Origin of the sequence: Novosphingobium sp. (genome assembly GCF_965214355.1) — a bacterium.
In the GTDB taxonomy this organism is placed as follows: domain Bacteria; phylum Pseudomonadota; class Alphaproteobacteria; order Sphingomonadales; family Sphingomonadaceae; genus Novosphingobium.
In genome coordinates this window covers 3,101,541-3,123,108 of sequence record NZ_CBDCBI010000002.1, presented here as the reverse complement: position 1 = coordinate 3,123,108, position 21,568 = coordinate 3,101,541, and the positions used below count along the sequence as shown (strand labels likewise).

Annotated in this window: 14 protein-coding genes; 10 read left to right on the top strand and 4 right to left on the bottom strand. The window is 65.7% G+C overall.

Annotated elements, in window-relative coordinates; translation table 11 throughout:
• Positions 1-62 precede the first annotated feature (62 nt).
• From ACOOE2_RS14550 to ACOOE2_RS14540, 3 genes are read left to right on the top strand one after another with little or no spacing between them, the layout of a single operon-like run.
• Positions 63-1,433 carry a glutamine synthetase family protein gene (locus tag ACOOE2_RS14550; RefSeq protein ID WP_420383705.1) on the top strand — a complete coding sequence of 457 codons (1,371 nt, stop codon included), beginning with the start codon at positions 63-65 and terminating at the stop codon, positions 1,431-1,433.
• A gap of 27 nt (positions 1,434-1,460) precedes the next feature.
• A complete protein-coding gene (locus tag ACOOE2_RS14545; RefSeq protein WP_420383704.1) occupies positions 1,461-1,817 on the top strand; it encodes a c-type cytochrome in 357 nt (118 codons plus the stop codon).
• A 10-nt stretch (positions 1,818-1,827) separates the two neighbouring features.
• Entirely contained in the window at positions 1,828-2,829 is a 1,002-nt protein-coding gene (locus tag ACOOE2_RS14540; RefSeq protein ID WP_420383703.1) for a LysR substrate-binding domain-containing protein, read from the top strand.
• Positions 2,830-3,016: 187 nt separating this feature from the next.
• On the opposite strand, the gene ACOOE2_RS14535 is transcribed toward ACOOE2_RS14540, so the two are convergent.
• Positions 3,017-4,381 carry an aminotransferase class III-fold pyridoxal phosphate-dependent enzyme gene (locus ACOOE2_RS14535; protein WP_420383702.1) on the bottom strand — a complete coding sequence of 455 codons (1,365 nt, stop codon included), beginning with the start codon at positions 4,379-4,381 and terminating at the stop codon, positions 3,017-3,019.
• Positions 4,382-4,565: 184 nt separating this feature from the next.
• Here ACOOE2_RS14535 and ACOOE2_RS14530 point away from each other — a divergent pair, with 184 nt between their 5' ends.
• Positions 4,566-6,044 carry an NAD-dependent succinate-semialdehyde dehydrogenase gene (locus tag ACOOE2_RS14530; protein ID WP_420383701.1) on the top strand — a complete coding sequence of 493 codons (1,479 nt, stop codon included), beginning with the start codon at positions 4,566-4,568 and terminating at the stop codon, positions 6,042-6,044.
• A 27-nt stretch (positions 6,045-6,071) separates the two neighbouring features.
• On the opposite strand, the gene ACOOE2_RS14525 is transcribed toward ACOOE2_RS14530, so the two are convergent.
• Both ACOOE2_RS14525 and ACOOE2_RS14520 read right to left on the bottom strand, forming a co-directional pair.
• Positions 6,072-6,428 carry a hypothetical protein gene (locus ACOOE2_RS14525; RefSeq protein WP_420383700.1) on the bottom strand — a complete coding sequence of 119 codons (357 nt, stop codon included), beginning with the start codon at positions 6,426-6,428 and terminating at the stop codon, positions 6,072-6,074.
• Positions 6,429-6,573: 145 nt separating this feature from the next.
• Positions 6,574-9,075 carry a TonB-dependent receptor gene (locus ACOOE2_RS14520; RefSeq protein WP_420383699.1) on the bottom strand — a complete coding sequence of 834 codons (2,502 nt, stop codon included), beginning with the start codon at positions 9,073-9,075 and terminating at the stop codon, positions 6,574-6,576.
• Between the two features lie 287 nt (positions 9,076-9,362).
• Here ACOOE2_RS14520 and ACOOE2_RS14515 point away from each other — a divergent pair, with 287 nt between their 5' ends.
• Entirely contained in the window at positions 9,363-11,405 is a 2,043-nt protein-coding gene (locus ACOOE2_RS14515; protein WP_420383698.1) for a tetratricopeptide repeat-containing sulfotransferase family protein, read from the top strand.
• Between the two features lie 33 nt (positions 11,406-11,438).
• On the opposite strand, the gene ACOOE2_RS14510 is transcribed toward ACOOE2_RS14515, so the two are convergent.
• Positions 11,439-13,472, bottom strand: a complete 2,034-nt coding sequence (locus tag ACOOE2_RS14510) for an NAD(P)-binding protein (protein ID WP_420383697.1) — start codon at positions 13,470-13,472, stop codon at positions 11,439-11,441.
• A 209-nt stretch (positions 13,473-13,681) separates the two neighbouring features.
• On the opposite strand from ACOOE2_RS14510, the gene ACOOE2_RS14505 reads away from it, so the two are divergent.
• The 5 genes from ACOOE2_RS14505 (at position 13,682) to ACOOE2_RS14485 (ending at position 21,559) form a co-directional block, all read left to right on the top strand.
• The gene (locus tag ACOOE2_RS14505) at positions 13,682-15,658 is read left to right on the top strand and encodes an NAD(P)-binding protein (RefSeq protein ID WP_420383696.1); all 1,977 of its coding nucleotides are present in this window, start codon (positions 13,682-13,684) and stop codon (positions 15,656-15,658) included.
• Between the two features lie 3 nt (positions 15,659-15,661).
• The gene (locus ACOOE2_RS14500; protein WP_420383695.1) at positions 15,662-16,297 is read left to right on the top strand and encodes an SOS response-associated peptidase; all 636 of its coding nucleotides are present in this window, start codon (positions 15,662-15,664) and stop codon (positions 16,295-16,297) included.
• Between the two features lie 167 nt (positions 16,298-16,464).
• Positions 16,465-18,954, top strand: a complete 2,490-nt coding sequence (locus tag ACOOE2_RS14495) for a DegT/DnrJ/EryC1/StrS family aminotransferase (protein ID WP_420383694.1) — start codon at positions 16,465-16,467, stop codon at positions 18,952-18,954.
• On the top strand, positions 18,951-20,027 hold the full coding sequence (locus ACOOE2_RS14490) for a glycosyltransferase family 2 protein (RefSeq protein ID WP_420383693.1): 1,077 nt from the start codon (positions 18,951-18,953) through the stop codon (positions 20,025-20,027). Before ACOOE2_RS14495 ends, ACOOE2_RS14490 begins: the two co-directional genes overlap by 4 nt.
• Complete coding sequence (locus ACOOE2_RS14485; protein WP_420383692.1) at positions 19,916-21,559, top strand: oligosaccharide flippase family protein; 1,644 nt, start codon at positions 19,916-19,918, stop codon at positions 21,557-21,559. Before ACOOE2_RS14490 ends, ACOOE2_RS14485 begins: the two co-directional genes overlap by 112 nt.
• The last annotated feature ends 9 nt before the right edge of the window (positions 21,560-21,568 follow it).

The window sequence follows — 21,568 nt, the reverse complement described above, 5'->3', positions numbered from 1 at the left end:
GAATGTCCAGGCGATCGGGGCGGATGTTGACGGCTCCGGACACCTCACTTAGTGATCACACGATGGCATTACCCGAACAATCCTCGATCGGCGCGTTTCTGGCCGCGCATCCGCATGTCGACGGGGTGGAGGCATTCGTGTTCGACATTGCCGGCGCGCCCAAGGGCAAGTGGCTGGCGCGCGACAAGGCGCTGACGATTGACGCGAAAGGTTTGCCGATTCCGTTGTCGGTGTTTGCGCAGGATGCGTGGGGCTGTGATGTGGCGGATGCCGGGCTGGCCTTCGGCACGGGCGATCCCGACGGGCTGGGGTTTCCGGTCGTGGGGCGGTTTGCGCTGATGCCATGGCTGGACGGGCACCGGGCGCAGGCGTTTCTGGCTTTGTGCGATGGAACAGGCGCGCCGGCGGCAGCCGATCCGCGCGGCGCGCTGGAGGCGATCGTGGCGCGCTATGCGGCGCGCGGGCTCACGCCGGTGGTTGCGGTCGAGCTGGAATTTTATCTGTACCGGCTGGAGGATGGCGTACCGGTGCCGCCGGATGGCTCTCGCCAGGCGAGCTGGCTGCGCAATGACACGCTGTCGACCAGTGCCCTGGCGGCGTATCAGGGGTTGATCGATGCGATCATGGCGGCTGCGCGCGACGTGGGCATCCCTGCCGATGGCGTGATCAGCGAGGCCGGGCCGGGGCAGTTCGAACTGAACATCCTGCACCGCGCCGATGCCGTGGCGATGGCCGACGATGCGATGCTGATGCGCCGGATCGTGCGGGGGCTGGCGCACAAGCACGGGTTTGGCGCGACATTCATGGCCAAGCCCTATGGCGAGGCATCGGGCAGCGGCATGCATATCCATGCCAGCCTCAATGATGGCGATGGCATGAACGTGCTGGCCGATCCGGCCACCGGAGCGCCGGCGGACATGCTGTTCCACGCGGTTGCGGGGCTGGTTGCGGCGATGCCCGAAACGATGCTGGCCTTTGCGCCCAATGCCAATTCGTTTCGCCGGTTCCGCCCCGATGCGCATGCGCCGGTTTCGGCCGGGTGGGGGCATGATGACCGCTCCGCCGCGATCCGCGTGATCGACGGCAGCAAGGCCGGCGGCGGCGCGAAAGCGACCCGCATCGAACACCGTATTTCAGGTGCGGATGCCAATGCCTATCTCGCGCTGGGCGCCATGCTGGGTGCGATGCTGCAGGGAATCACTGACGGACAGATGCCGCCGCCGCCGCAGGATCCGCTGAACCCGGGCGCTGGCGAACCGCTGCCTGTCGAATGGGGCGCGGCGATTGCGCGCTTTGCCGGCTCGGGCAAAGCCGCCGAAATGTTCGGTCAGCGGCTTGTCGACATTGTTGTTGCGTGCAAGCGGCAGGATCGTGCAGCTTTTCTTTCCCATATCGACCGCTTCGAGTACGATACCTACTTGCCATTGTTGTAATTTAACTGACTTTTGGAGCCTACCTGCATGAAAATCGCACTTCTTGCCGCCGCCCTCACGCTCGCGCCGGTTGCCGCGCATGCCGAAGATGCGGCTGCCGGCGCAAATGTGTTTCACCAGTGCGCCGCGTGCCACACAGTCAAGCCTGGCCAGCCCGGTATCGCCGCGCCAAACCTTTACGGCGTCGTCGGGCGCAAGGCCGCCTCGACCGCATTTTCCTATTCAGCCGCGCTCAAGGATTCGAAGCTGACCTGGAACAAGGCCACGCTCAACACCTTTCTGAAAGCGCCGCAGAAGCTGGTTCCGGGCACACGGATGGTCGTGGCCATTACCGACGATACACAGCGGGAAAACCTGATCGCTTATCTCGCCACGCTCAAGTGATCGCCTGACCGTGCCGGACCCATTGCCAAGGCGCCCGGCGGCAAAGCCCGGCGCCACGGGCAGTCTGGGGCCGGCCGCGACGGTGCTGGACAATGCCGGGCGCGCGTTACCGCCGTTTGCTGCGCTGCGCGCGTTCGAAGTGCTCGGCCGGGTCGGCGGTATCCGCCGTACCGCGCAGGCGCTGGGCATCGATCATACTGTGGTCAGCCGCCATCTGCGCGCGCTCGAGGATTGGATCGGCGTGCCGCTGGTCGATCGCTCGGGCGGGCGGATGGAACTGACACCCGAAGGCCGAAGCTATCATGTGCGCGTGTCGGCGGCGCTGCACGATCTGATTGCGGCGACGCGCGATGCGATGGCCACGGGCACCAGCGAAGGCGTGCGGATGTGGGCGGTGCCCGGGTTCGCGATACAATGGCTGTCCGACCAGCTCGCCGATTTCGAACGCAGCGATCCGGGATTTGCGGTCGAGCTGCGCCCGACCGATACATGCGCCAATATCGCGCAGTTCGAGGCCGACGCCGATATCCGCTTCTATGGCGACGACTGGCCCCCGCAACCGGGCGGTCCCGGCTTGCAGGCGCTGGAACTCGCGCGCCCGCCGCTGGTGATCGTGACGAGCCCGGCGCTCGCGGCAAGCCTGCATCTGACAAGTGCGCAGGATCTGCTGACCGCGCCGCTGCTGCACGAGGAACACCACGAGCAATGGCGCGCCTGGCTGACGCAGAACGGTGTTTCGGTCGATGCCAAGGCGGAACGCCCTTTGCCCGGGCCGCTGCTGTGGCACGCGCACCTCGCCATTGCCGCTGCGCGCCAGGGGCGCGGGCTGGCGCTGGCGAACCGCTACCTCGTCGGGCGTGACCTGGCCAATGGCGCGCTGGTCGAACTGGCCGTGCCGGGAACGAAGCCGGTCATGATCGGCAGCTACTGGTTCGTCGCCCGCGCCGACCGCTGGAGCAGCCCGGCCATCGCGCGCCTGCGCAAGTTTCTGCGGCAAAGAGCCAGCGCCTGAAATCCTCCCCGGAACGGGGAGGGGGACCGCGCGAAGCGTGGTGGAGGGGCGGTGCCTCATAGTGCGACGCATGATGGATCGCCCCTCCCGCTTGCGTCGAGGCGCGTTGCCGTGAGAAGGCGTCCAGCCGCGCCGCCCCTCCACCACTGCTTCGCGTGGTCCCCCTCCCCGTTCCGGGGAGGATTTTTTACGCGGTCTGGCGGATGGCTTCGCCGATCGTGGCGAACAATTCGTGGATCTGCTCGGCCGAGATGATCAGCGGCGGGGACAGCGCGATGATATCGCCGGTCACGCGGATCAGCACGCCGGCGTCGAATGCGCGGTGAAAGACTTCCATCGCGCGCGCGCCCGGCGCGCCGTCGCGTGGCGCCAGTTCGATGCCCGCGATCAGGCCAAGGTTGCGCACATCGATGACGTTCGGGCAGGTTTCGCGAAGGCCATGCGCCGCATCTTCCCACACTTGCGACAGGTTGGCGGCATGCGCGAACAGACCGTCGTCCGCATAGACTTTCAGCGTGGCGATCGCCGCAGCAGCGGCCAGCGGATGCCCCGAATAAGTGTAGCCGTGAAAAAACTCGATCCCGGCGGGGGATTTCCCGATGACGGTATCATGCACTTCGCGCGAAGCGGCCACTGCGCCCATCGGCACTGCACCATTGGTCAGGCCCTTGGCCATCGTCAGCAGATCGGGCGTCACGCCGAAATATTCGGCTGCGGTGGCCGCGCCCAGGCGGCCGAAACCGGTGATCACTTCGTCGAAAATCAGCAGGATGCCGTGCTTGCGCGTGATCTCGCGCAGCCGTTGCAGGTAGCCTTGCGGCGGGACCAGCACGCCAGTCGATCCGGCGACGGGCTCGACGATCACCGCAGCGATCGTTTCGGCACCGTGAAGTTGTACCAGGTCTTCGAGTTCATCGGCCAGATTGCCGTTCGACGGCTGCTGCCCGCGCTGGAACCGCACGGCATCGCCGTGGGTGTGCGCCAGGTGATCGACACCCCACACCTGGCTGACATGGCGGCGGCGGTTGCCGCCGATGCCGCCGACCGACATGCCGCCGAAATTGGTGCCGTGATAGCCGCGCTGGCGGCCGATCAGGCGGAAGCGCGTGCCTTCGCCGCGCGCATGATGATATGCGAGCGCCATTTTCAGCGCAGTATCGGCACTTTCGCTGCCGGAATTGGTAAAGAAGATGCGGTCGAGTCCGGCGGGCATCAGGCGCGCAACCGCGCTGGCAGCTTCGAAGGCCAGCGGATGCGCGAGCTGAAACGTCGGTGCGAAATCGAGCGTGGTGGTGGCCTGCGCAATCGCGGCGGATATGGGCGCGCGGCCGTGGCCGGCGTTGACGCACCACAGTCCGGCGGTGCCGTCGAGCACGCGCATGCCGTCGGTGGTGGTGTAATGCATGTCGCGCGCCGAGGCGAACAGGCGCGGATTGGCCTTGAAGAAACGATTGTCGGTAAACGGCATCCAGAAATGCGACATGTCGATATCGCCGGCGGCGGCGCTCAGGTCTGGTGCATTGCGGATGGGGAGCTTGGCGATCGTGGCCATACGGGATGCTTTCAAAAATCAGGACTGTCATCTTGGCCGATAGCGGCGAAAAGTCACGTATCAAAAGGGGCAATGCCTGTCGCTGCGGTGCCCCGAATGCACCGGTGTCCGCAAGGGCGTTATCATTGACGAAGCGCCGGGCATGATGGAAAGCGCTGACTCTTGTTGCCGGAAAGGTTGACGCATGAACGCGCCTGTTGTGACTGCCGTGAAATCCCGCCCCGATCTGGCGCGTCCCGACTTGTGGCGCAAGGCTGCCTTTGTCGCCGGCCAATGGCGCACGTCGGATCGCACGATCGCGGTCGACAATCCCGCAACGGGCCAAGTGATCGGCCACGTGCCGAATTTCGGCGAGGCGGAGGCTGACGAAGCCGTAACTGCAGCGCACGGGGCATTTGCCGCGTGGCGCAAGAAGACGGGCAAGGAGCGCGGGGTGGTCCTGCGCCGCTGGGCCGAACTGATGCTGCAGCATGCCGACGACCTGGCGCTGATCATGACAGCAGAGCAGGGCAAGCCGCTGGCCGAGGCCAAAGGCGAAGTCGCCTATGCTGCATCGTTCCTCGAATGGTTTGCCGAAGAGGCGCGCCGGGTCCGCGGCGAAGTGCTGACCCCGCACATGGCCGACCGGCGCCTGGTCGTCACGCGCCAGCCGGTGGGCGTGGTCGGCGCGATCACGCCGTGGAATTTCCCGCTGGCGATGATCACGCGCAAGGCCGGGCCAGCACTTGCGACCGGTTGTACGTTTGTGGTCAAACCGTCTGAATTGACGCCGTTTTCCGCACTGGCGCTGGCGGTGCTGGCGCAGGAAGCCGGCGTGCCCGATGGCGTGTTCAGCGTGATCACCGGCGACGCCAAAGCCATTGGCGGCGTGCTGACCGGTGATCCGCGCGTGGCCAAGTTTACCTTTACCGGGTCGACCGCGGTGGGCAAGCTGCTGGCCGCGCAATGCGCGACGACCGTCAAGCGGGTCAGCCTGGAACTGGGCGGCAATGCGCCGTTCATCGTGTTCGAGGATGCCGATGTCGATGCCGCAGTCGAAGGCGCGCTGGCATCGAAATTTCGCAACACCGGTCAGACGTGCGTGTGCGCCAACCGGCTGTATGTCCATGACGCGGTCTATGACGCGTTCGCGCAGAAACTGGCGGCGCGGGTGTCGGCCTATCGTATCGGCAACGGCCTGGCCGGGCCGACCGAACAGGGCCCGCTGATCGATGGCCGCGCGGTGGCCAAGATCGCGTCGCATGTCGCCGAGGCGCTGGAGCACGGCGCGCGTACGCTGACCGGCGGCGCGCCCGATCCGGCGGGGGACCGGTTCTATCAGCCGACGGTGCTGGTCGATGTGCGCCCCGACGCGCTGCTGGCGCGCGAGGAAACGTTCGGGCCGCTCGCCGGGCTGATCCGCTTCACTGAAGAAGCGCAAGTGGTGCATTACGCCAACGACACGCGCGCGGGGCTGGCGGCCTATGTCTACACCGCCAGCGCGCCGCGCCAGTGGCGCCTGATGGAATCGCTGGAATACGGCATGGTCGGGATCAACACCGGGCTGATCTCGACCGAAGTCGCGCCATTTGGCGGGGTCAAGGAATCGGGGCAGGGCCGCGAGGGATCGCACCTGGGGATGGATGACTACCTGGAAATCAAGCTGGCCTGCCTGGCGATTTGACGCGGCGGGCTGTCTTCCTCTCGATCGTCATGGCGGGCTTGACGAAATCGCCGTCTTCATCCGCTCCAGCCACGCGCGCGCCTGCTTGGGTTCGCCCACCGATTGCGGGCTGACCGGGCCGCGCGCCGCCATGAATTCCGCGTGCAGCGCAAACGGTTCCATGAACAACTGTTCGCGCGCATCGTCGATCATTTCGGCAAGCTCGGTCAGTTCGGCAATGACCGGTACGATCGCGGCGCGGGTCACGCGATCGGTGGTGTGGTCGAACAGCCCCCATTTACCCGACGCGCAGGCCTGCAGCGCGGCGATCAGCGCATCGCGGTAATCGATTTCCATATACGCGCGGCGGGCGTCGAGACGTTCGAGACGATCAGCTTTGGCCATCACCCGCCATAGCGTGTTTCAAATGACGCCAAAGACAATTTTGCCGTTGACGATCGTTGTCGCGCGATACGGAGCCTCGCAAAAAAGCCCTCCCCCAAAAGGAGGAGGGCTTTTAGGAATTCGATCTGGCGCCAGTTGGCGTCGTTTAGAACTTCTTGCTGGCGCGCACGCCGAAATAGCGCGGCTTGATCGGATAGCTGCGGGTGCCTTCGGTGCAGGTCTGGATTTCGCAGAACGCATTGCGGCTCAGCACGCCCCTGCTGTCGAACGCGTTCTGGATGAACGCTTCCAGGGTATACGTATCGTGCTTGACGCCGGCGGTGAAATCGAAGCTCTGGAAGCCGGCGGGATCGCCGAACAGCGCGTCGTTGGCGGTGTTGAGATCCGACGTGCTGCTTGACTGGTGCGAGGCGACGGCTTGCAGATAGGCGTTCCACGACGAATTGATCGGCACGTCGTAGCGCGCGGTCAGTTGGCCCTTGAACTTGGGCTGGCGCGGCAGGCGGGTGCCTGACGCGGCGGCCAAATCGCCGATGGGATGGTCCGCACTCGCCACCGCGCACGTGGCGCGGGGCACCAGGTCATCCGCTGCCACCAGATCGCAGAAGTTGGTCGACAGCTTGGCATCGTTGTACGCCGCCGATCCCGAGAACGTGATCGGTCCGAGTTTCCAGTCGAAATCGCCTTCGACGCCGTAAACGCGTGCGTTTCCGGCATTGATCGTCACCGCCGAACCATACGTATTCGGCACGACGACCGAATACTGTACGCCCTTCCATTTTTCGTAATAGACGGCGGTGTTGAAGCGGAAATTGCGACCGATGCGGATTTTTGCACCGAGTTCGAAGTTGTCGATCGTGTCGGCCTTGTACGGCTGGCTGCCGGTCAGGTTGTTGCCGCCGCCGGGGCGGAACCCGGTCGAATAGGTGGCATACAGCATCTTGTCCGGCTCGACCTGCCAGGCCAGGCTGACTTTGTGAGTCTGGCCGGTCTGGTGATAGGGTTCGTTGACATTGATGCATTGCAGACGCCCGGTCAGCGGCGTCGTGCAGCCCAGGGCCAGGGCATTGTCCAACACGCCGTTGAAACCGTAGGTGTTGTTGCTGGTCGAGAAATAGCGGATGCCGCCGGTCAGTTTCAACGTGTCGAGGATCGGATAGCTGCCTTCGGCATAGATCCCGAAATCCTTGTAGGTCTGATTGAGGTCGGTGGCGTAGAGCGCGTTGCCACGGATAGCCGGCGCCGGATCGGTGGGCAGGAACACGCCGGTCCTGCCATCGTAATCGGTGCCCAGATACCCTGTGGCGCCGCCCGGCTGGATATAGTCGGTATCGACCAGGTTCTTCTGGAACTGGTTGAAAATACCCGCTGTCAGCTGCAACCGCGACGATCGCGGCGTCGATACGCGCAGTTCTTCGGTGATCTTGTGCGACGCGGTGCTCGAGGTTGCCGATTGCATCGGGTCGAGGATATTGCCATCGGGCCCACGGAAATAATAATACGATCCGCCGTTCTTGTCATAGTCGATCGCGTAATAGCTGTAGTCCTGCTGAATGTGCGTATCGCGATGGAAATAGCCGAGCGAGCCGGTCACATCGAGGCCGGCGATATGGCCCTGCAGTGTCAGTGACGCCTGGTACCATTCGTCGTGATCGCTGGTCGGGGTGTAATCATGCACCTGCAGCCCGGTAAAGCGCGGATCATAGCCGAACCCGCCGTAGCTCTGCAGATGCTGATAGGTGATCGACGGCATGATCGACCAGTCAGGCGTCACCTGCCACAACAATGTCGCGCGGCCGCCATATTGCGTGACCGGGTTGTAATTGTCCTGCACGACGCTGGCATTGTTGCGGTAATACGATATGGCCGGATTGAATGTGCCGTTGTTGTAGACCTGCGGTGGGCTGTTCTCATTGTATTGGCCGAACGTAAACAGATAGCTGCCCGGCGTATTGTTGATGTAGCCGCCTTCGTGGTCATAGAACGCCATAACGCGCAGCGCGACGGTGTGTGTGATCGGCAGGTTGAGATAGCCCTGGATCTGCGAACCAGCGCCGCCGCCGTGGCCAAACGCATCGACTTGCGCGTCGATTCCGGCCTCGATCTTGTCGAGCTTGGGCTTTTGCGTGATGATGCGCAGCGTGCCGGCCAGCGAGCTCGATCCGAACAGCGTGCCCTGCGGCCCCGACAGCGCTTCGACGCGTTCGACGTCATAGATATGGACTTCCGGCATGCCGCCGCTCGACGTGATCGGGATTTCGTCGAGGTACGTTGCCGCTGTCGGCAGCCCGCCGCCACCGACCGAAATACCACGGAAAAACAGGTTCGACCGGCCCGGCCCCAACGAGTCGCTGCTGACACTGGGCAGCAGGCCGATATAATCGTTGAAATTGCTGACCTGGTGCTGCTCCAGCTTGTCCATCGACAAGGCCTGGAGGCTGATCGGCACCTTTTGCAGGCTTTCGCTCTTGCGCGTGGCGGTCACGACGATATCGCCAAGGCCACTCGACACCGGCACGGATGCCGCGTCGGGGGTATCGGCGGGCGTGGCTTGTGCCAACGCGGTGCCGGCCACCAGGGGTGACAGGAACGTTGCTGCGGTCAGCATGGTGCAGCGGCGCAAGGCGCGCTTGCCGGCGTGTGTCATGATTGGCCCCTCATGGCTATGATCGTCATACCAGCCGCCCGGCGACTGTTAGAGGGTCGCCCGAAGCACGCATCGCAACGTAGAAAAATAAGTCAAATCAGAGATTTGATCGGGCCACTTGCAGCAGCCTCGACGCTTTTTTCGTGGCTTCAGACTATGACCGGCGCACTTTTCATGTCAAGCAACGCAGGCGCCTTTTGGCCGTCACAGACGGTGCTTTGTTGCATTGCGGTGGTGTTCCAGGCGCACCGAATTTGATTTACGATAGTGGTCCAGAAGGGGAATGCATGTCCGGTTCGCTGCCCCCCGCTCTGCTGGCGCGGTTGAACGAGGCGCAGGCCTTGCTCGGGCCGGATCCCGCGCGCGCGGTGGTGATGGCGCGCAGTGTCGCGGCCGCTGCCCCCGGGCATGCGCTGGCGCATTGTGTGCTGGCCTGTGCCTTGCGACTGGCCGGCGATGCGCCGGCGGCTTGCGCAGTGATCGCGCCGCTGGCGCGCGCGCATCCCGATGACCCGCAATTGGCGGCCGAATGGGGGCAGGCGCTGGTGGCGGCGGGCGACCCGGCGGCCGCGATTGCGCCGTTGCGCCGCGTGACGGCGGCGCGTCCGGGCATGACGGTGGCCTGGCACGCGTTGACGCAGGCGTTACGCGCGACCGGCGCCGATGATGACGCGTGGATTGCCGATGCCGGGACAGTCGCCGCCGCCAGCCGCGACCCCATGCTGATCGAGGCGGCGCGCGCGATGGTCGCAGGCCAGCCGGACAAGGCAGAGGCGTTGATCCACCGGTTTCTCGCCGCCATTCCCGACGATGCGGCCGCGATCCGCCTGCTGGGCGAACTGGCGTGGCGGCGCGGGCGGGGGGACCAGGCGATCGACCATGTTGCCCGCGCAGTCGCGCTGGCGCCGGGGTTCGAGGCAGCACGGGTGTTTCTGACGCGCATCCTGGTCGAGGCGGACCGGCTGGTGGAGGCGCGCGAGCAGGCGCAGATCCTGGTGCGCCGCGCGCCCGATCATACTGGATTGCAGATGCTCTACGCCTCGGTGCTGGTCAAACTGGGCGAACAGCAAGAGGCGCTCGCGCTGTACGAGGCGATCATCGCGCGCGGCGAGGGGGAGGCGCCGGTCTGGCTCAACCTGGGCCATGTCGCCAAGACACTGGGGCTGCGCGACCGGGCGGCTGCGGCTTTTCGCGGCGCGATCGCGGCCAGGCCCGGGCCTGAAACGTCCGGAACGGGCGAGGCGTGGTGGAGCCTGGCCAATATCAAGACCGTTGTGCTGGGGCCTGACGATATCGCCGCGATGCACGCGACGCTGCCCGGTGCCCAGGGTGACGATGCGTTTCATCTCCATTTCGCGCTGGGCAAGGCGCTGGAGGACGATGCGCAGGATGAAGCGGCGGCCCAGGCTTACGCGCAGGGCAACCGGTTGCGGCGCGCGATCCTGCCGTATGACGCAGACGCAGCCCATGCGCGCGTCGCTGCGCAGGCACGCCTGTTCACGCCTGCGTTTGTTGCCGGGGTGCCGACGGGCGGTGCGCCGGCCGAGGATCCGATCTTTATCGTCGGATTGCCGCGCGCGGGATCGACGCTGGTCGAACAGATCCTGGCCAGCCACTCGCACGTCGAGGGCACGCACGAATTGCCGGCGATGATGATGATCGCCGACCGGCTGGCGCACCGCGCGCGCGAAAGCGGCATGACGACCGAGGCGGCGATGGTGGCGATGTCGCCCGACGAACGCCGCGCGCTGGGCGATGAATACCTGGCGCGCGCTGCCCCGCACCGCAAGACGGAACGGCCGCGATTTATCGACAAGATGCCCAACAACTGGCAGCATCTGGGACTGATCCGCCTGATCCTGCCCCATGCCCGGGTCGTCGACGCGCGGCGCCATCCGCTCGCGTGCGGCTGGTCTGTGTGGAAACAGCATTTCGCCCGGGGGCAGGCGTTCAGCTATGACCTGGGCGATATCGGGCGCACGTACCGCGATTATGTCGCGTTCATGGCGGCGTTCGATGCGGCGGCGCCGGGGATGGTGCACCGCGTGGTGTACGAGCGGATGGTCGCCGACACCGAGGCGCAAGTGCGGGCTTTGCTGGCGGCGCTGAATCTGCCGTTCGAACCGGCGTGCCTGGCGTTCTGGCAAAACGATCGCGCAGTGCGCACGGCGAGTGCGGAACAGGTGCGGCAGCCCATATTCACCGATGCGGTGGATCACTGGCAGCGGTTTGACGGCGAGCTTGGTCCGTTGCGCGATGCGTTGGGGCCGGTGGTGGACGCGTGGCCGGACGCGCCCGATGATTGGCGTGGCTGGCTGGGTCTTGCCTAAGCCCCCCTTCCCTGAAGGGAGGGGGCGAGACAGTTACGTCACGCGCCGCGGGGTAAACGGATAAGTCTTGCGTTCGATCACTTCCTGCACGGCGCGGTGGCCTTCGAGGATGGCAGCATCGGTGTGCGGGCTGGCGGCGGCGTCGCTGTTGGCGATCGAGACCAGGCCGAACGGCTGGCGGCCGACGACGCAGGGGCGGCTGGCGGTTTCGGTATAGACCCATTCGACCGGGTCATAGATGCTGTTGTAAGTATAGGCATAGCCGTGCGGCCAGCGGTTGATCGTGATCGCGGCGATATCGCGTTTCGCGTCGAACCCGCCGGGGCCGAGCAGGCGCTGCAGTTGCGCGCGGGTTTCGCGCTCGAACGTTTCGTAGGATGTCGCCAGCAGGTCGGCGCGTGCGGCGCGGTGCTGGTCGCGGCGTGGCAGGCCGGGCTTGGTGCAGTATTTGACCAGATGCGCCACGACCGGTTCGTCCGGGCCTGATGCGTGGGTCAATCCGCCCAGCGTCGCCGCTTCGGTCAGGCCGACTTCGTTGTGGAACATCGTCGGGCAATCGAAGCGCGCCACGCCCAGGTTCTTGAACGCGCGCCAGTTGGTCAGCGCGATGCTCGAATAGACCAGCGGGCCCTTGACCCCATACGCCAGCGCATCCCTTTGCGTCTGGGGCAGTTCGGGCATGATATAGGGGATCATCATGTTCCAGCTGGCCAGGATCACGGCGCGCCCACGCACCTGTTTCAGCTTGCCGTGGTTCATGTAGCGCACCGCGACTTCGCTCGCCCTGGCCGGGCCGCCGATATGTTCGACATGGACGACGATGCTCGACAGGCGAATGCGCGTCGCGTTGTCGGGCCGATCGAGCGTATCATAGGCGACATGCGCGAGGCCCAGGTCGTCCATCGACTGCGCAGGTGTCGCGCCCGGGATCAGTTTGGTGACGAGTGCGCGCGCGACCGTGGCATTGCCGTCGGGAAAATGGATCGCTTCCTTGCCTTCGCGCTGGCGGCCGTGATGGCCACCGGGCAGATCGGCGAACAGGCCATCGGGAATGTCGCCCAGGTTCATGCCCGAAAACCCGGGATAGCCCTGGACCCAGCCGAACAGCGCGGGCGTGGCATCGGCGCCGACGCAGAACGATCCGCAGCCCATGTCCTGGAAAAACCAATAGGCTTCTTCGGTCAGTCCGGCCTTGTCGATGAGGAATTCGCGGAACGAGTGGCGCGCCAGCCAGTCCTTTTTCTGCTCGACCGACAGGCCGGGCAGGTAATCGGGCTGATCTTTCGCGACCAGTTTGCGCAACGAGACTTTGGTGGCTTCGGTCAGCGGCGCGGCGTCGATCACTTCGGCGTTGAAGCCGTAGAAATGGCCATTGGGCAGGCGCACGGTCGCGTCCTTGCCCCCGGTATTCTTTCCGAATGTCTCGCGATCAAACGCGTAAGCCGCCGACAGGCCCAGATCGGCATAAAGATGATGGTTGGCGGCGTTTTCGGTCTTGTAGTGGTTGAGGTCGATGCCGACGTCGGCCAGCACTTCCTTCGACCATGGGTTATAGCGTTCCGGGCTTTCGATATTCAGCGTGCCGCCGTTGCACACGATCGTCTTGCCGTTGACGACGAATTCGTTGCGCTTGGCATGGCCGCCGAAATCGTCGTGGTTGTCCAGGATCAGGACTTTTTGGCCCGGGCCCATATTCTTGTGATAAAAATGCGCCGCGCTCAGCCCCGACAGCCCACCGCCGACGATCACCAGGTCATAGACTTCGCCCTGGTCGGCAGCGCCGGTCAGCGACAGCACGCCGTCGCGCAAGGCATGGGCATCTTCGAACGAACCGGGGTGCGCGCCGCGCATGCCGGTGCGGCGCGGCGGATAGGGATCGAGCCCGGCGGCCGGCCCTGCCGTCATTCCGGTAACCGCGGCCGCATGCGCCGACACGCCGCCGGCCAAGCCGACGGCGAGCGCGCCGGTACCGACCAGGACACCGTTGAGAAAATCGCGGCGCTGGATCGGGGCATCCATGCCGAGCCGGATGTCCTCGGCACTGAATTCGGGCCCGCGTTTCGTCATCGTCATCGTCCTGTGGCGGCACCCTGCAGTCCTGGCGGCAACTTGCCAGCTTGGGCAAAAGGGGTGAAGGTGCAGTGCTGTTCGGGATAGGCTTGCGTCTTGGGCAAAAGGGCTTGGATTTGCGCCAATCGCTCTTTTACCATGGCCGCACTGTCCGCGACACGATCCCATTCTGTCAACGCCGAACCACCCATATTTCAGGACGGACCATGGCCAAAGACCCAAATTCCGACAGTTTTTTGAGCAACAGTGGTGGTGAAAAGACACCACTTTCCCGTGCTTTCCCGGCGATCGCGCGGCGCGATTTTCTGGGCGGCGTCAGCGCAGGAACGATCCTGGGCCTGATCGGCACCGACGTCATGGCAACGCCGGCGATTGCAGCGCAAGTTGCAACGGCCGCGCCTGATGCGGCGGATTATCCGCCGGTGCGCACCGGCCTGCGCGGGCAATACCCGGGCAGTTTCGAAGTGGCGCATGACGTGCGCGATGGCGATTTTGCCGGACCCGTCAGCGCGACCGATACCGGCGAGCATTATGATCTCGTGGTCGTCGGCGCCGGCATATCGGGCTTGTCCGCCGCGCATTTCTGGCGCCGCGCGCTCGATGGTAACGGGGGCGGGCCTGGCCAGCGCATCCTGATCCTGGACAACCACGACGATTTTGGCGGCCATGCCAAGCGTAACGAATTCCACGTCGAGGGCCGCACCATCGTCACCTACGGCGGGACGATGAGCATAGAGACGCCGTTTCCCTACAGCTACACCGCCAAGGGCCTGCTCGCCGAACTGGGCATCGATCCCACCACGCAGGCAAAATACGACAAGTCGGCAACCGTGTTTGCCGGGATGGGCGCGGGCGTGTTCTTCGACAAGGCGCATTTCGGCGTCGACAAGATGGTGCCCGGGTTTGGCAAGCGGCCTTATGCCGAATTCTTTGCCGATGCGCCGCTGTCGCCGGTGGCGCGCGCGGATCTGATCCGGCTGTTTACCGAAAAACGCGACTGGCTGCCCGGCCTGACGCCCGAAGCGCGGGCCGATGCGCTGAAAAAAATCAGCTATCAGGATTTCCTGGTCAAGCATGTCGGGATCGGGCCCGACGCGCTGAAATTCTTTGCCGGGCACGGCTATCGCAACAACATGCGCGTCGACACCTGCCCGGCATGGGTGGCGATGCGCAACCATGCGCCGGGGTTTTCGGGGATGGAGATTGCCGAAGCGATCGAGGCGGAAAGCGCCAATTTCCATTTCCCCGACGGCAATGCCTCGGTCGCGCGGCTGCTGGTCAACCGGCTGGTGCCGGACGCCATCCCCGATGCGCGCGATATGGACAGCGTGGTTGCGGCGCGCGCCGACTACAGCAAGCTCGATGTCGCAGGCCGCCCGGTCCGCATCCGCCTGTCGAGCATTGTCGTGCGTGTCGAACATCCGGGCGAGGCGGCCAGGACCGGCATGGTGCCGACCACGGTCGAAAAAGCGGTACGGATCGTCTATGCCAAACCGGATGGCACGCGCGCCAGCGTCAGCGCAGGCGGCGTGGTGCTGGCGTGTTTCAACAACATCATTCCGTTCATGGTGCCCGAATTGCCCGCCCCCCAGCGCGAGGCGCTGCGCTATGCCAGCAAGGTCCCGATGCAGTATACCAGCGTGGTGCTGCGCAATGCCCATGCGCTGAATGCGCTGGGCGTGCGCTCGGTGCAGTCGCCCTTCGGCTATCACGGCACGCTGCTGCTCGATCAGGCGATCAGCGTCGGCGGCTATGCCGCGCCCGCCAGCATCGACGACCCGGTGGTGGTCAAGCTGATCCGCAATCCCAATGCGCCGGGCCTTTCGCGCAAGGACCAGAACCGGGCAGGGCGGGGCGACATGCTGGCTACGCCGTTTGCGACGAGCGAAAGGGAAGTGCGCGCACAATTGCAGGGGATGCTGGGTTCGGCGGGGTTCGACCACAAGCGCGATATCCTGGCGATCACGGTCAACCGCTGGCCGCACGGCTATGCCTATACCTACGATACGCTCGGCGATCCCGATGTGCCCGAACGCGACCGCCCGCATGTGATCGGGCGTCAGCCGTGGGGACGGATCACGATCGCCAATGCGGATTCGGCGGCGCAGGCGTTTACCAATGCCGCGATCGACATGGGGCACCGCGCGGTGGGCGAATTGCTGGTGGCACGCGGGCTGACGTGACCGATGTGTAATCTCTACCGCCTTCACGCCGGCGCTGCTGCGATCGCGCAATTGTTTGGCGCAAGCGCGGGGCCTGAACGAAATCGCCTTGACGAGATGTATCCCGGATCGCCGGGCCTGGTGGTGGCCCAAGGCGAAGTGCGCACGATGACCTGGGGCTTTCCGCTGGCGATGACGGGCCGCAAGGGGCAGCCGGTAAAACCCAGGGCAGTGACCAATGCGCGCGAGGACAAGCTGGCGTCTGCCTTTTGGCGCGACAGCATGGCGCGGCGCCGCTGCCTGATCCCGGTCGGTGCCTGGGCAGAGGCCGAAGGCGCGGCGGGGCGGATGACACGCACGTGGTATGCATTGCCGGGGGATGCGCCGTTCGCAGTGGCCGGGCTATGGCGCAAGACCGACGAATGGGGCGATGCCTATGCTATGGTCATGGTCGATGGCAGCGCGCAGATGGCCGATGTCCATGATCGCATGCCGGTAATCCTGCCGCGCGCCGTGTGGCCGGTGTGGCAGGGCGAGGATCCGGTTGCGGCGCGCGAGCTGTGCCGGACCTGGCCCGGTGAACTGATGGTGGACCGCACCGGACAGCGGTGGGCAGGCGACCTGCCAGGCAATGCGCCGCAGGCGGATCTGTTCGGTTAGCGCTCTGGCACTCTTGTGTCCCACTTTCGGACAAAGTCAGCTGCAATGCGTAGCGACCACCAAAAATTAGGATATTTCATGTCACACTGCGGATATCCGGCGTAATGCCAGCACCGGCCGCGTGAACGCATCATTGGCGCATCATTACAGACGAGTCATCAGCCATCATGAATCGCTATCCCCTGATCCAGCCGCAACCGCCGCGTCTCAGCACGCTGGGCGACGGATTGCGTGCGATCGAGGAGCGGCAGATCTACAGCAATGGCGGCCCCGCAGTGCGCGGGTTCGAACGCGATGTGACCGATCAGCTGTTTGCCGGGCGCGGTGCATCGCTGGCCGTGTCGAACGCGACCGCCGGGTTGATGCTGGCGTTGCGCCATGGTGCCGGGCCGCGCGCCAATCGCGGGTTTTTCGCGCTCGTCCCGGCGCTGACGTTTGCCGCCACGGCGCAGGCGGCGGTGTGGGCCGGGCTCGTTCCGCTGATCCACGATGTCGATCCCGACAGCTGGGTGTCAGACCCCGCGATCGAGGAGGCGCTGTTGCGCCGGCATCCCGGGCGGATAGCCGCGCTGGTGCCTTATGCCACGTTCGGCCGGTCGATCGATCTCGACCGCTATGCCTGGCTGGCGCGGCGGCACGATGTGACAGTGGTGATCGACGCGGCTGCTTCGCTGGGTTCGCTCGGCACAGATGGCGCCAATTTCGGCGCGGGCGCGGCGATGGCCGTTGTCTATTCGATGCATGCGACCAAGACCTTTGCCACGGGCGAGGGCGGGTTGGTGCACAGCGGTGACGAGGCGCTGATCGAGGCGCTACGCCGGATGACCAATTTCGGGTTTGGTGAAGCGCGCAGCGCACAGGCGCCGGGGATGAATGCCAAATTGTCCGAAGTCGGCGGGTTGCTCGCATCGGCCAAATTGCAGGACATCGGCGCGATTGCCGCGCACCGTGCGCATCTGGCCGAGATTTACCGTGCAGAACTGGGTGAATTCACCCCGCAGTCCCAAGGTGCCGGTCGCCAGTGCTTTCAATTCTGGTCCATGCTGTTGCCGCCGCACCTGGTGTCATCGCGCGCCATGATCATGGCGCAACTGGCGGAACTGGGCGTCGGGTCGGGGCATTATTTCAGCCCGCATCTGGGTCAGCAGCCGTATTTCCGTGCCGATGCGCTGATCAAGCCCACGCCGGTGGCGGATGATATTGCCGCGCGGATTGTTTCGCTGCCGATCCTCGACACCATGACCGCCGACGATGTCCGCCTGATCGCGGGGCATGTGCGCACGGTGGTCGCGGGGTGCGATGTGCATTCGGGGCCTTATGCAATGCCTGCGACGCAGCCGCGCGTGCATTCGACGCTGATCATCGGCGGTGGCCCTGCGGGCACTGCGGTGCTGATCTCGGCCTCGCGGCAGGACCGGCTGGGCGAACTGGCCTCGGCCGGGCTGGCGATCGTCGAGCGTGCCGCGACATTGGGCTCTGGCAATCTGGGCAATTATGCGATCCGGTCGGACACCACCGCCGAAACCTTCCTCAGCGCGATCAAGGACAATCCCGAGCCGATGCTGGCCGCGCTGGTGGCGCATCGCGCGGCGATGGCGGTGACGCGCCATATCGGCGCGCTGGGCGCGCCGCTGGCCGAGGCGGGCGACCTGCTGGCGGTAACCGGCGAACGGCTGGCGGATGTCGTGACCGAAAACGGCGGGGAAGTGCTGACCCGGCACGATGCCGTATCGGCGCGGCGCACGGCGGAGGGGCTGTGGGCGACGACGGTCATTCCGCATGGCGGGCTGCCGCGCGAAGAGCTGTCGCGCCATATCGTCATCGCCACCGGCGGTGCAATGGGACATGAAACCGCGCGCAAGGCCGCGATTGGGGGCAGCACGCTGGGTGATCTGGCGGGCGAGCGGCTGATGCTGGCCGACGCTGTTATGCGCGGCGACGGGCTGGAGGCGGTGGCCGAGCGCGTGGCAGACGTGCGCGCACCGCGGATCGTCATCGTCGGCGGATCGACCAGCGCGATGGCCACGGTCGTGCGGCTGCTTGCCGGAAACCTGCCGCTGGGTGCGGGCGGGATCGCCCTGCTGCACCGCCGGCCGCTGCGGCCGTTCTATGCCTCGCGCGATGCGGCGCTGGCGGATGGGTTTACCGATTTTACCGACCAGGACATCTGCCCGGTCAGCGGGTTTGTCTATCGGCTGGGCGGGTTCCGGCTCGAATCGCGCGAACTGGTGCTGCGCGCGCTCGAGATCGGTGGGCGCGTGCCCGATCCGCGCCTGGCCCTGTTGCGCATCGACACGATGAATGAGGCCGAAGTGCGTGCGCAGATCGAAAATGCCGATCTGGTGATCGCTGCGACCGGCTATCGCCCGCGCGCGTTTCCGCTGTTCGATGTCGATGGCGCCCCGATTGCGCTGGCATGCGATGCCTCCGCGGCCGGGCAACTGGTTGATCGTCATTGCCGCGTGCTGGCAGCCGACGGCACGGTGGTCGAGGGCGCGTTTGCGCTGGGGCTGGGTGCGGGCTTCGTGCCCTGGGGCCCGCTCGGCGGCGAGCCGAGCTTTCGCGGCAGCGCCAACGGGCTGTGGCTGTGGCAGAACAATGTCGGACAGATGATTGTCGAACAGGTCCTCGATCGGTCGCGCCAGGCGGTTGCATGACCCGCGTTGCGGATAGCCCCGCAATCAGCGTGGTCATGGCGGCCTACAATGGCTCCGGCTATATCGCGCAGACGATCGCCAGCGTGCTGGCGCAGAGTTTCACCGATTTCGAACTGATCGTCGTCGACGATGCCTCGACCGACGACACGCTGGCGCAATTGCGCACGATGGCCGATCCACGCGTAATCGTGATCGCCTCACCCGCCAATGGCGGACCGGTGGTGGCGCGCAACCGGGCGTTTGCTGCGGCGCGCGGCCGCTATATCGTCGGGCTGGATCAGGACGATCTGTGCCATCCCGGCCGGTTTGCGGCGCAAAGCGCGTATCTCGATGCGCATCCGGGCACCGTTCTGGTCGCCAGCGCGATCGACCTGCTGGAGGCGGGCAGCATCCGCGCCCATCATGGCCCGGTGCACACGACGCCGGCGCTGATCGACTGGCGGCTGCAATTCGGCAACCCGCTGGCGTGGTCGTCGGTGATGTTTCGCGCCGACATCGTGCGCGCGATGCCCGAATTCGAACGCCCCGAGCGCCTGTACGCCGAAGACTTCGATTTCTATCACCGCATCGCCCCGTTTGGCGCGATCGCGCGGATCGATACCGCGCTGATCAGCTATCGCCTGCACCCCGGTGGCGCATCGCAGCGTTATACCGCCAAGATGATCGCCAGCGCCGCGCAAGTGCTGGCAACGGCATATGCACCGCTGTTCGGCGCGCAGGCGGAGGCGACCGCGCGCCTGGTCGTAACCCATTTCAGCGATGGTGCGCCGGTGCCCGACCGCCCGACGCTCGAGCGGCTGGGTGTGATTGTCGAAGCGGTCCATCAAGGGTTCTGCGCGACGCGCGCGCCGGGCGCGGCCGACCTGGCGGCGATCATGGACGAATACGCGCGGCTGTGGTGGCGCATGGTCGATGCCAGTGTGCGATCGGGCGCCCTGTCGCCCGTGGCGGTGAAAACCGCGTGCCCGCCCGCGTTGCGCAGGCACCCGCGATCGCCGCGCCGCGTGGCGAGTTCGGCGCTGATCGGCAGCATGCGCGCGATGTTGTCCCGATGGAAAGCATTCGCGCTGTAAACCTGCCGGTGATGATCGAAACCGAATCGCCTCTGGACGCTGACCTGCCAGCCGAACCGGCGAGCATGGGCGTGCGCGGCGCGGCCGTGTGGGCGATGGCCGGGCAATACCTCAGCTTTGGCGTGCAGTTCGGCGCCTCGGTGGTGATCTCGCGCTGGTTTCTCAGCCCTGCCGATCTCGGGCTGTTTTCGATCGCGATGGCCCTGGCGCTGGTGATCGCGGTGTTTCAGGATTTCGGGATGGCGCGGCATATCGCGGCGTTGCCGACGCTGGGCCGCGACGATCTGGCGCGCTGTGCCTCGGTCTCGCTGATGTTCGCGCTGGGGCTGGCCACGCTGATCGGGGCGGTCGCATTTCCGGCGGCGCGGTTCTACCATTTGCCGGGCCTTGCGCCGATCCTGCTGATCATCGCCGCCAGCTATCTGTTTTCGCCGCTGTCGGTGATGCCGCTGGCGGTGATGAGCCGGACAATGGGCTTTCACGGCCATTTCATGGTCAACCTGGGCGGCGCGCTGGTGCAGGGCGCGGTGGCGGTCGCGATGGCGTGGCAGGGCTGGGGCAGCCTGTCGCTCGCCTGGGCGACGCTGGCCGGCGCCGCGGCGCGCGCAGTGATCGCGCAAATGATGCGCCCGACGTTGCCCTGGCCGCTGCGCTTCGATGCGATCGCGCCGATCCTGGGCTCGGGCTCGCGGCTCAGCCTGATTACCGTCGTCGGCGCGCTGGGCGCGCGCATGCCCGACATGATCGTCGGGCGGTTTCTGCCCCTGCGCGCGGTGGGGCTGTTCAGCCGGGGCGTCGGCCTGTCGGACCAGTTCCGCATGCTGATCGCGGGCGCCATCGGGCAGGTGTTCTTTCCCGCTTTTGCCCGCATCCGCGACCGGGGCGAGCCGCTGGGGCCGGCGTACTTGCGCGTGGTTGCCGGCTATACGGCGGTGTTGTGGCCGGGGATGGCGGGGCTTGCGCTGGCGGCGCAGCCGATCGTGCACCTGTTGTATGGGCCGGCGTGGACCGGCGCGGCGCCGGTGCTGGGCATGGTCGCGCTGCTGGAAATCGTGCTGTGCGCGCTGCCGCTGCATCTCGATCTGCCGGTGTTGACCGGGCAGACGGGGCGGCTGGTGGTGCGCAATGTCATCGATACCGTGGCATCGGTGCTGTTGTTGATGGCCGGGTGCCGCTGGGGGCTGAACGGGGCAGCGGCATCGCGGCTGGTCTATGCGGTGGTGTGGGTGCTGTTGTATGCGCGGCTGATGGACGAGGTCGTGCGGTTCGACCGGCGTGCGCTGTTGCGGATTTATGCCAAGAGCGCGGTGGCGACAGGGGCCGCGCTGTTGCCGCTGGGCTTGGTCTATGCGCTGTGGTTGTCGCCCGATGCGGTCGGTCTCCCGGTTCTGGCGGTGGCGGCGGGGCTTGGCGGCCTGGGCTGGCTGGTCGCGCTGCTGATGACGCGCCACCCGGCGTTTGATGATATCCAGGGCCTGGCGCAGCATTTGCTGGCACTGCCGAGGCGCGTCTTGCCAAAGCCCCTCCGCTGAGGGGACGGG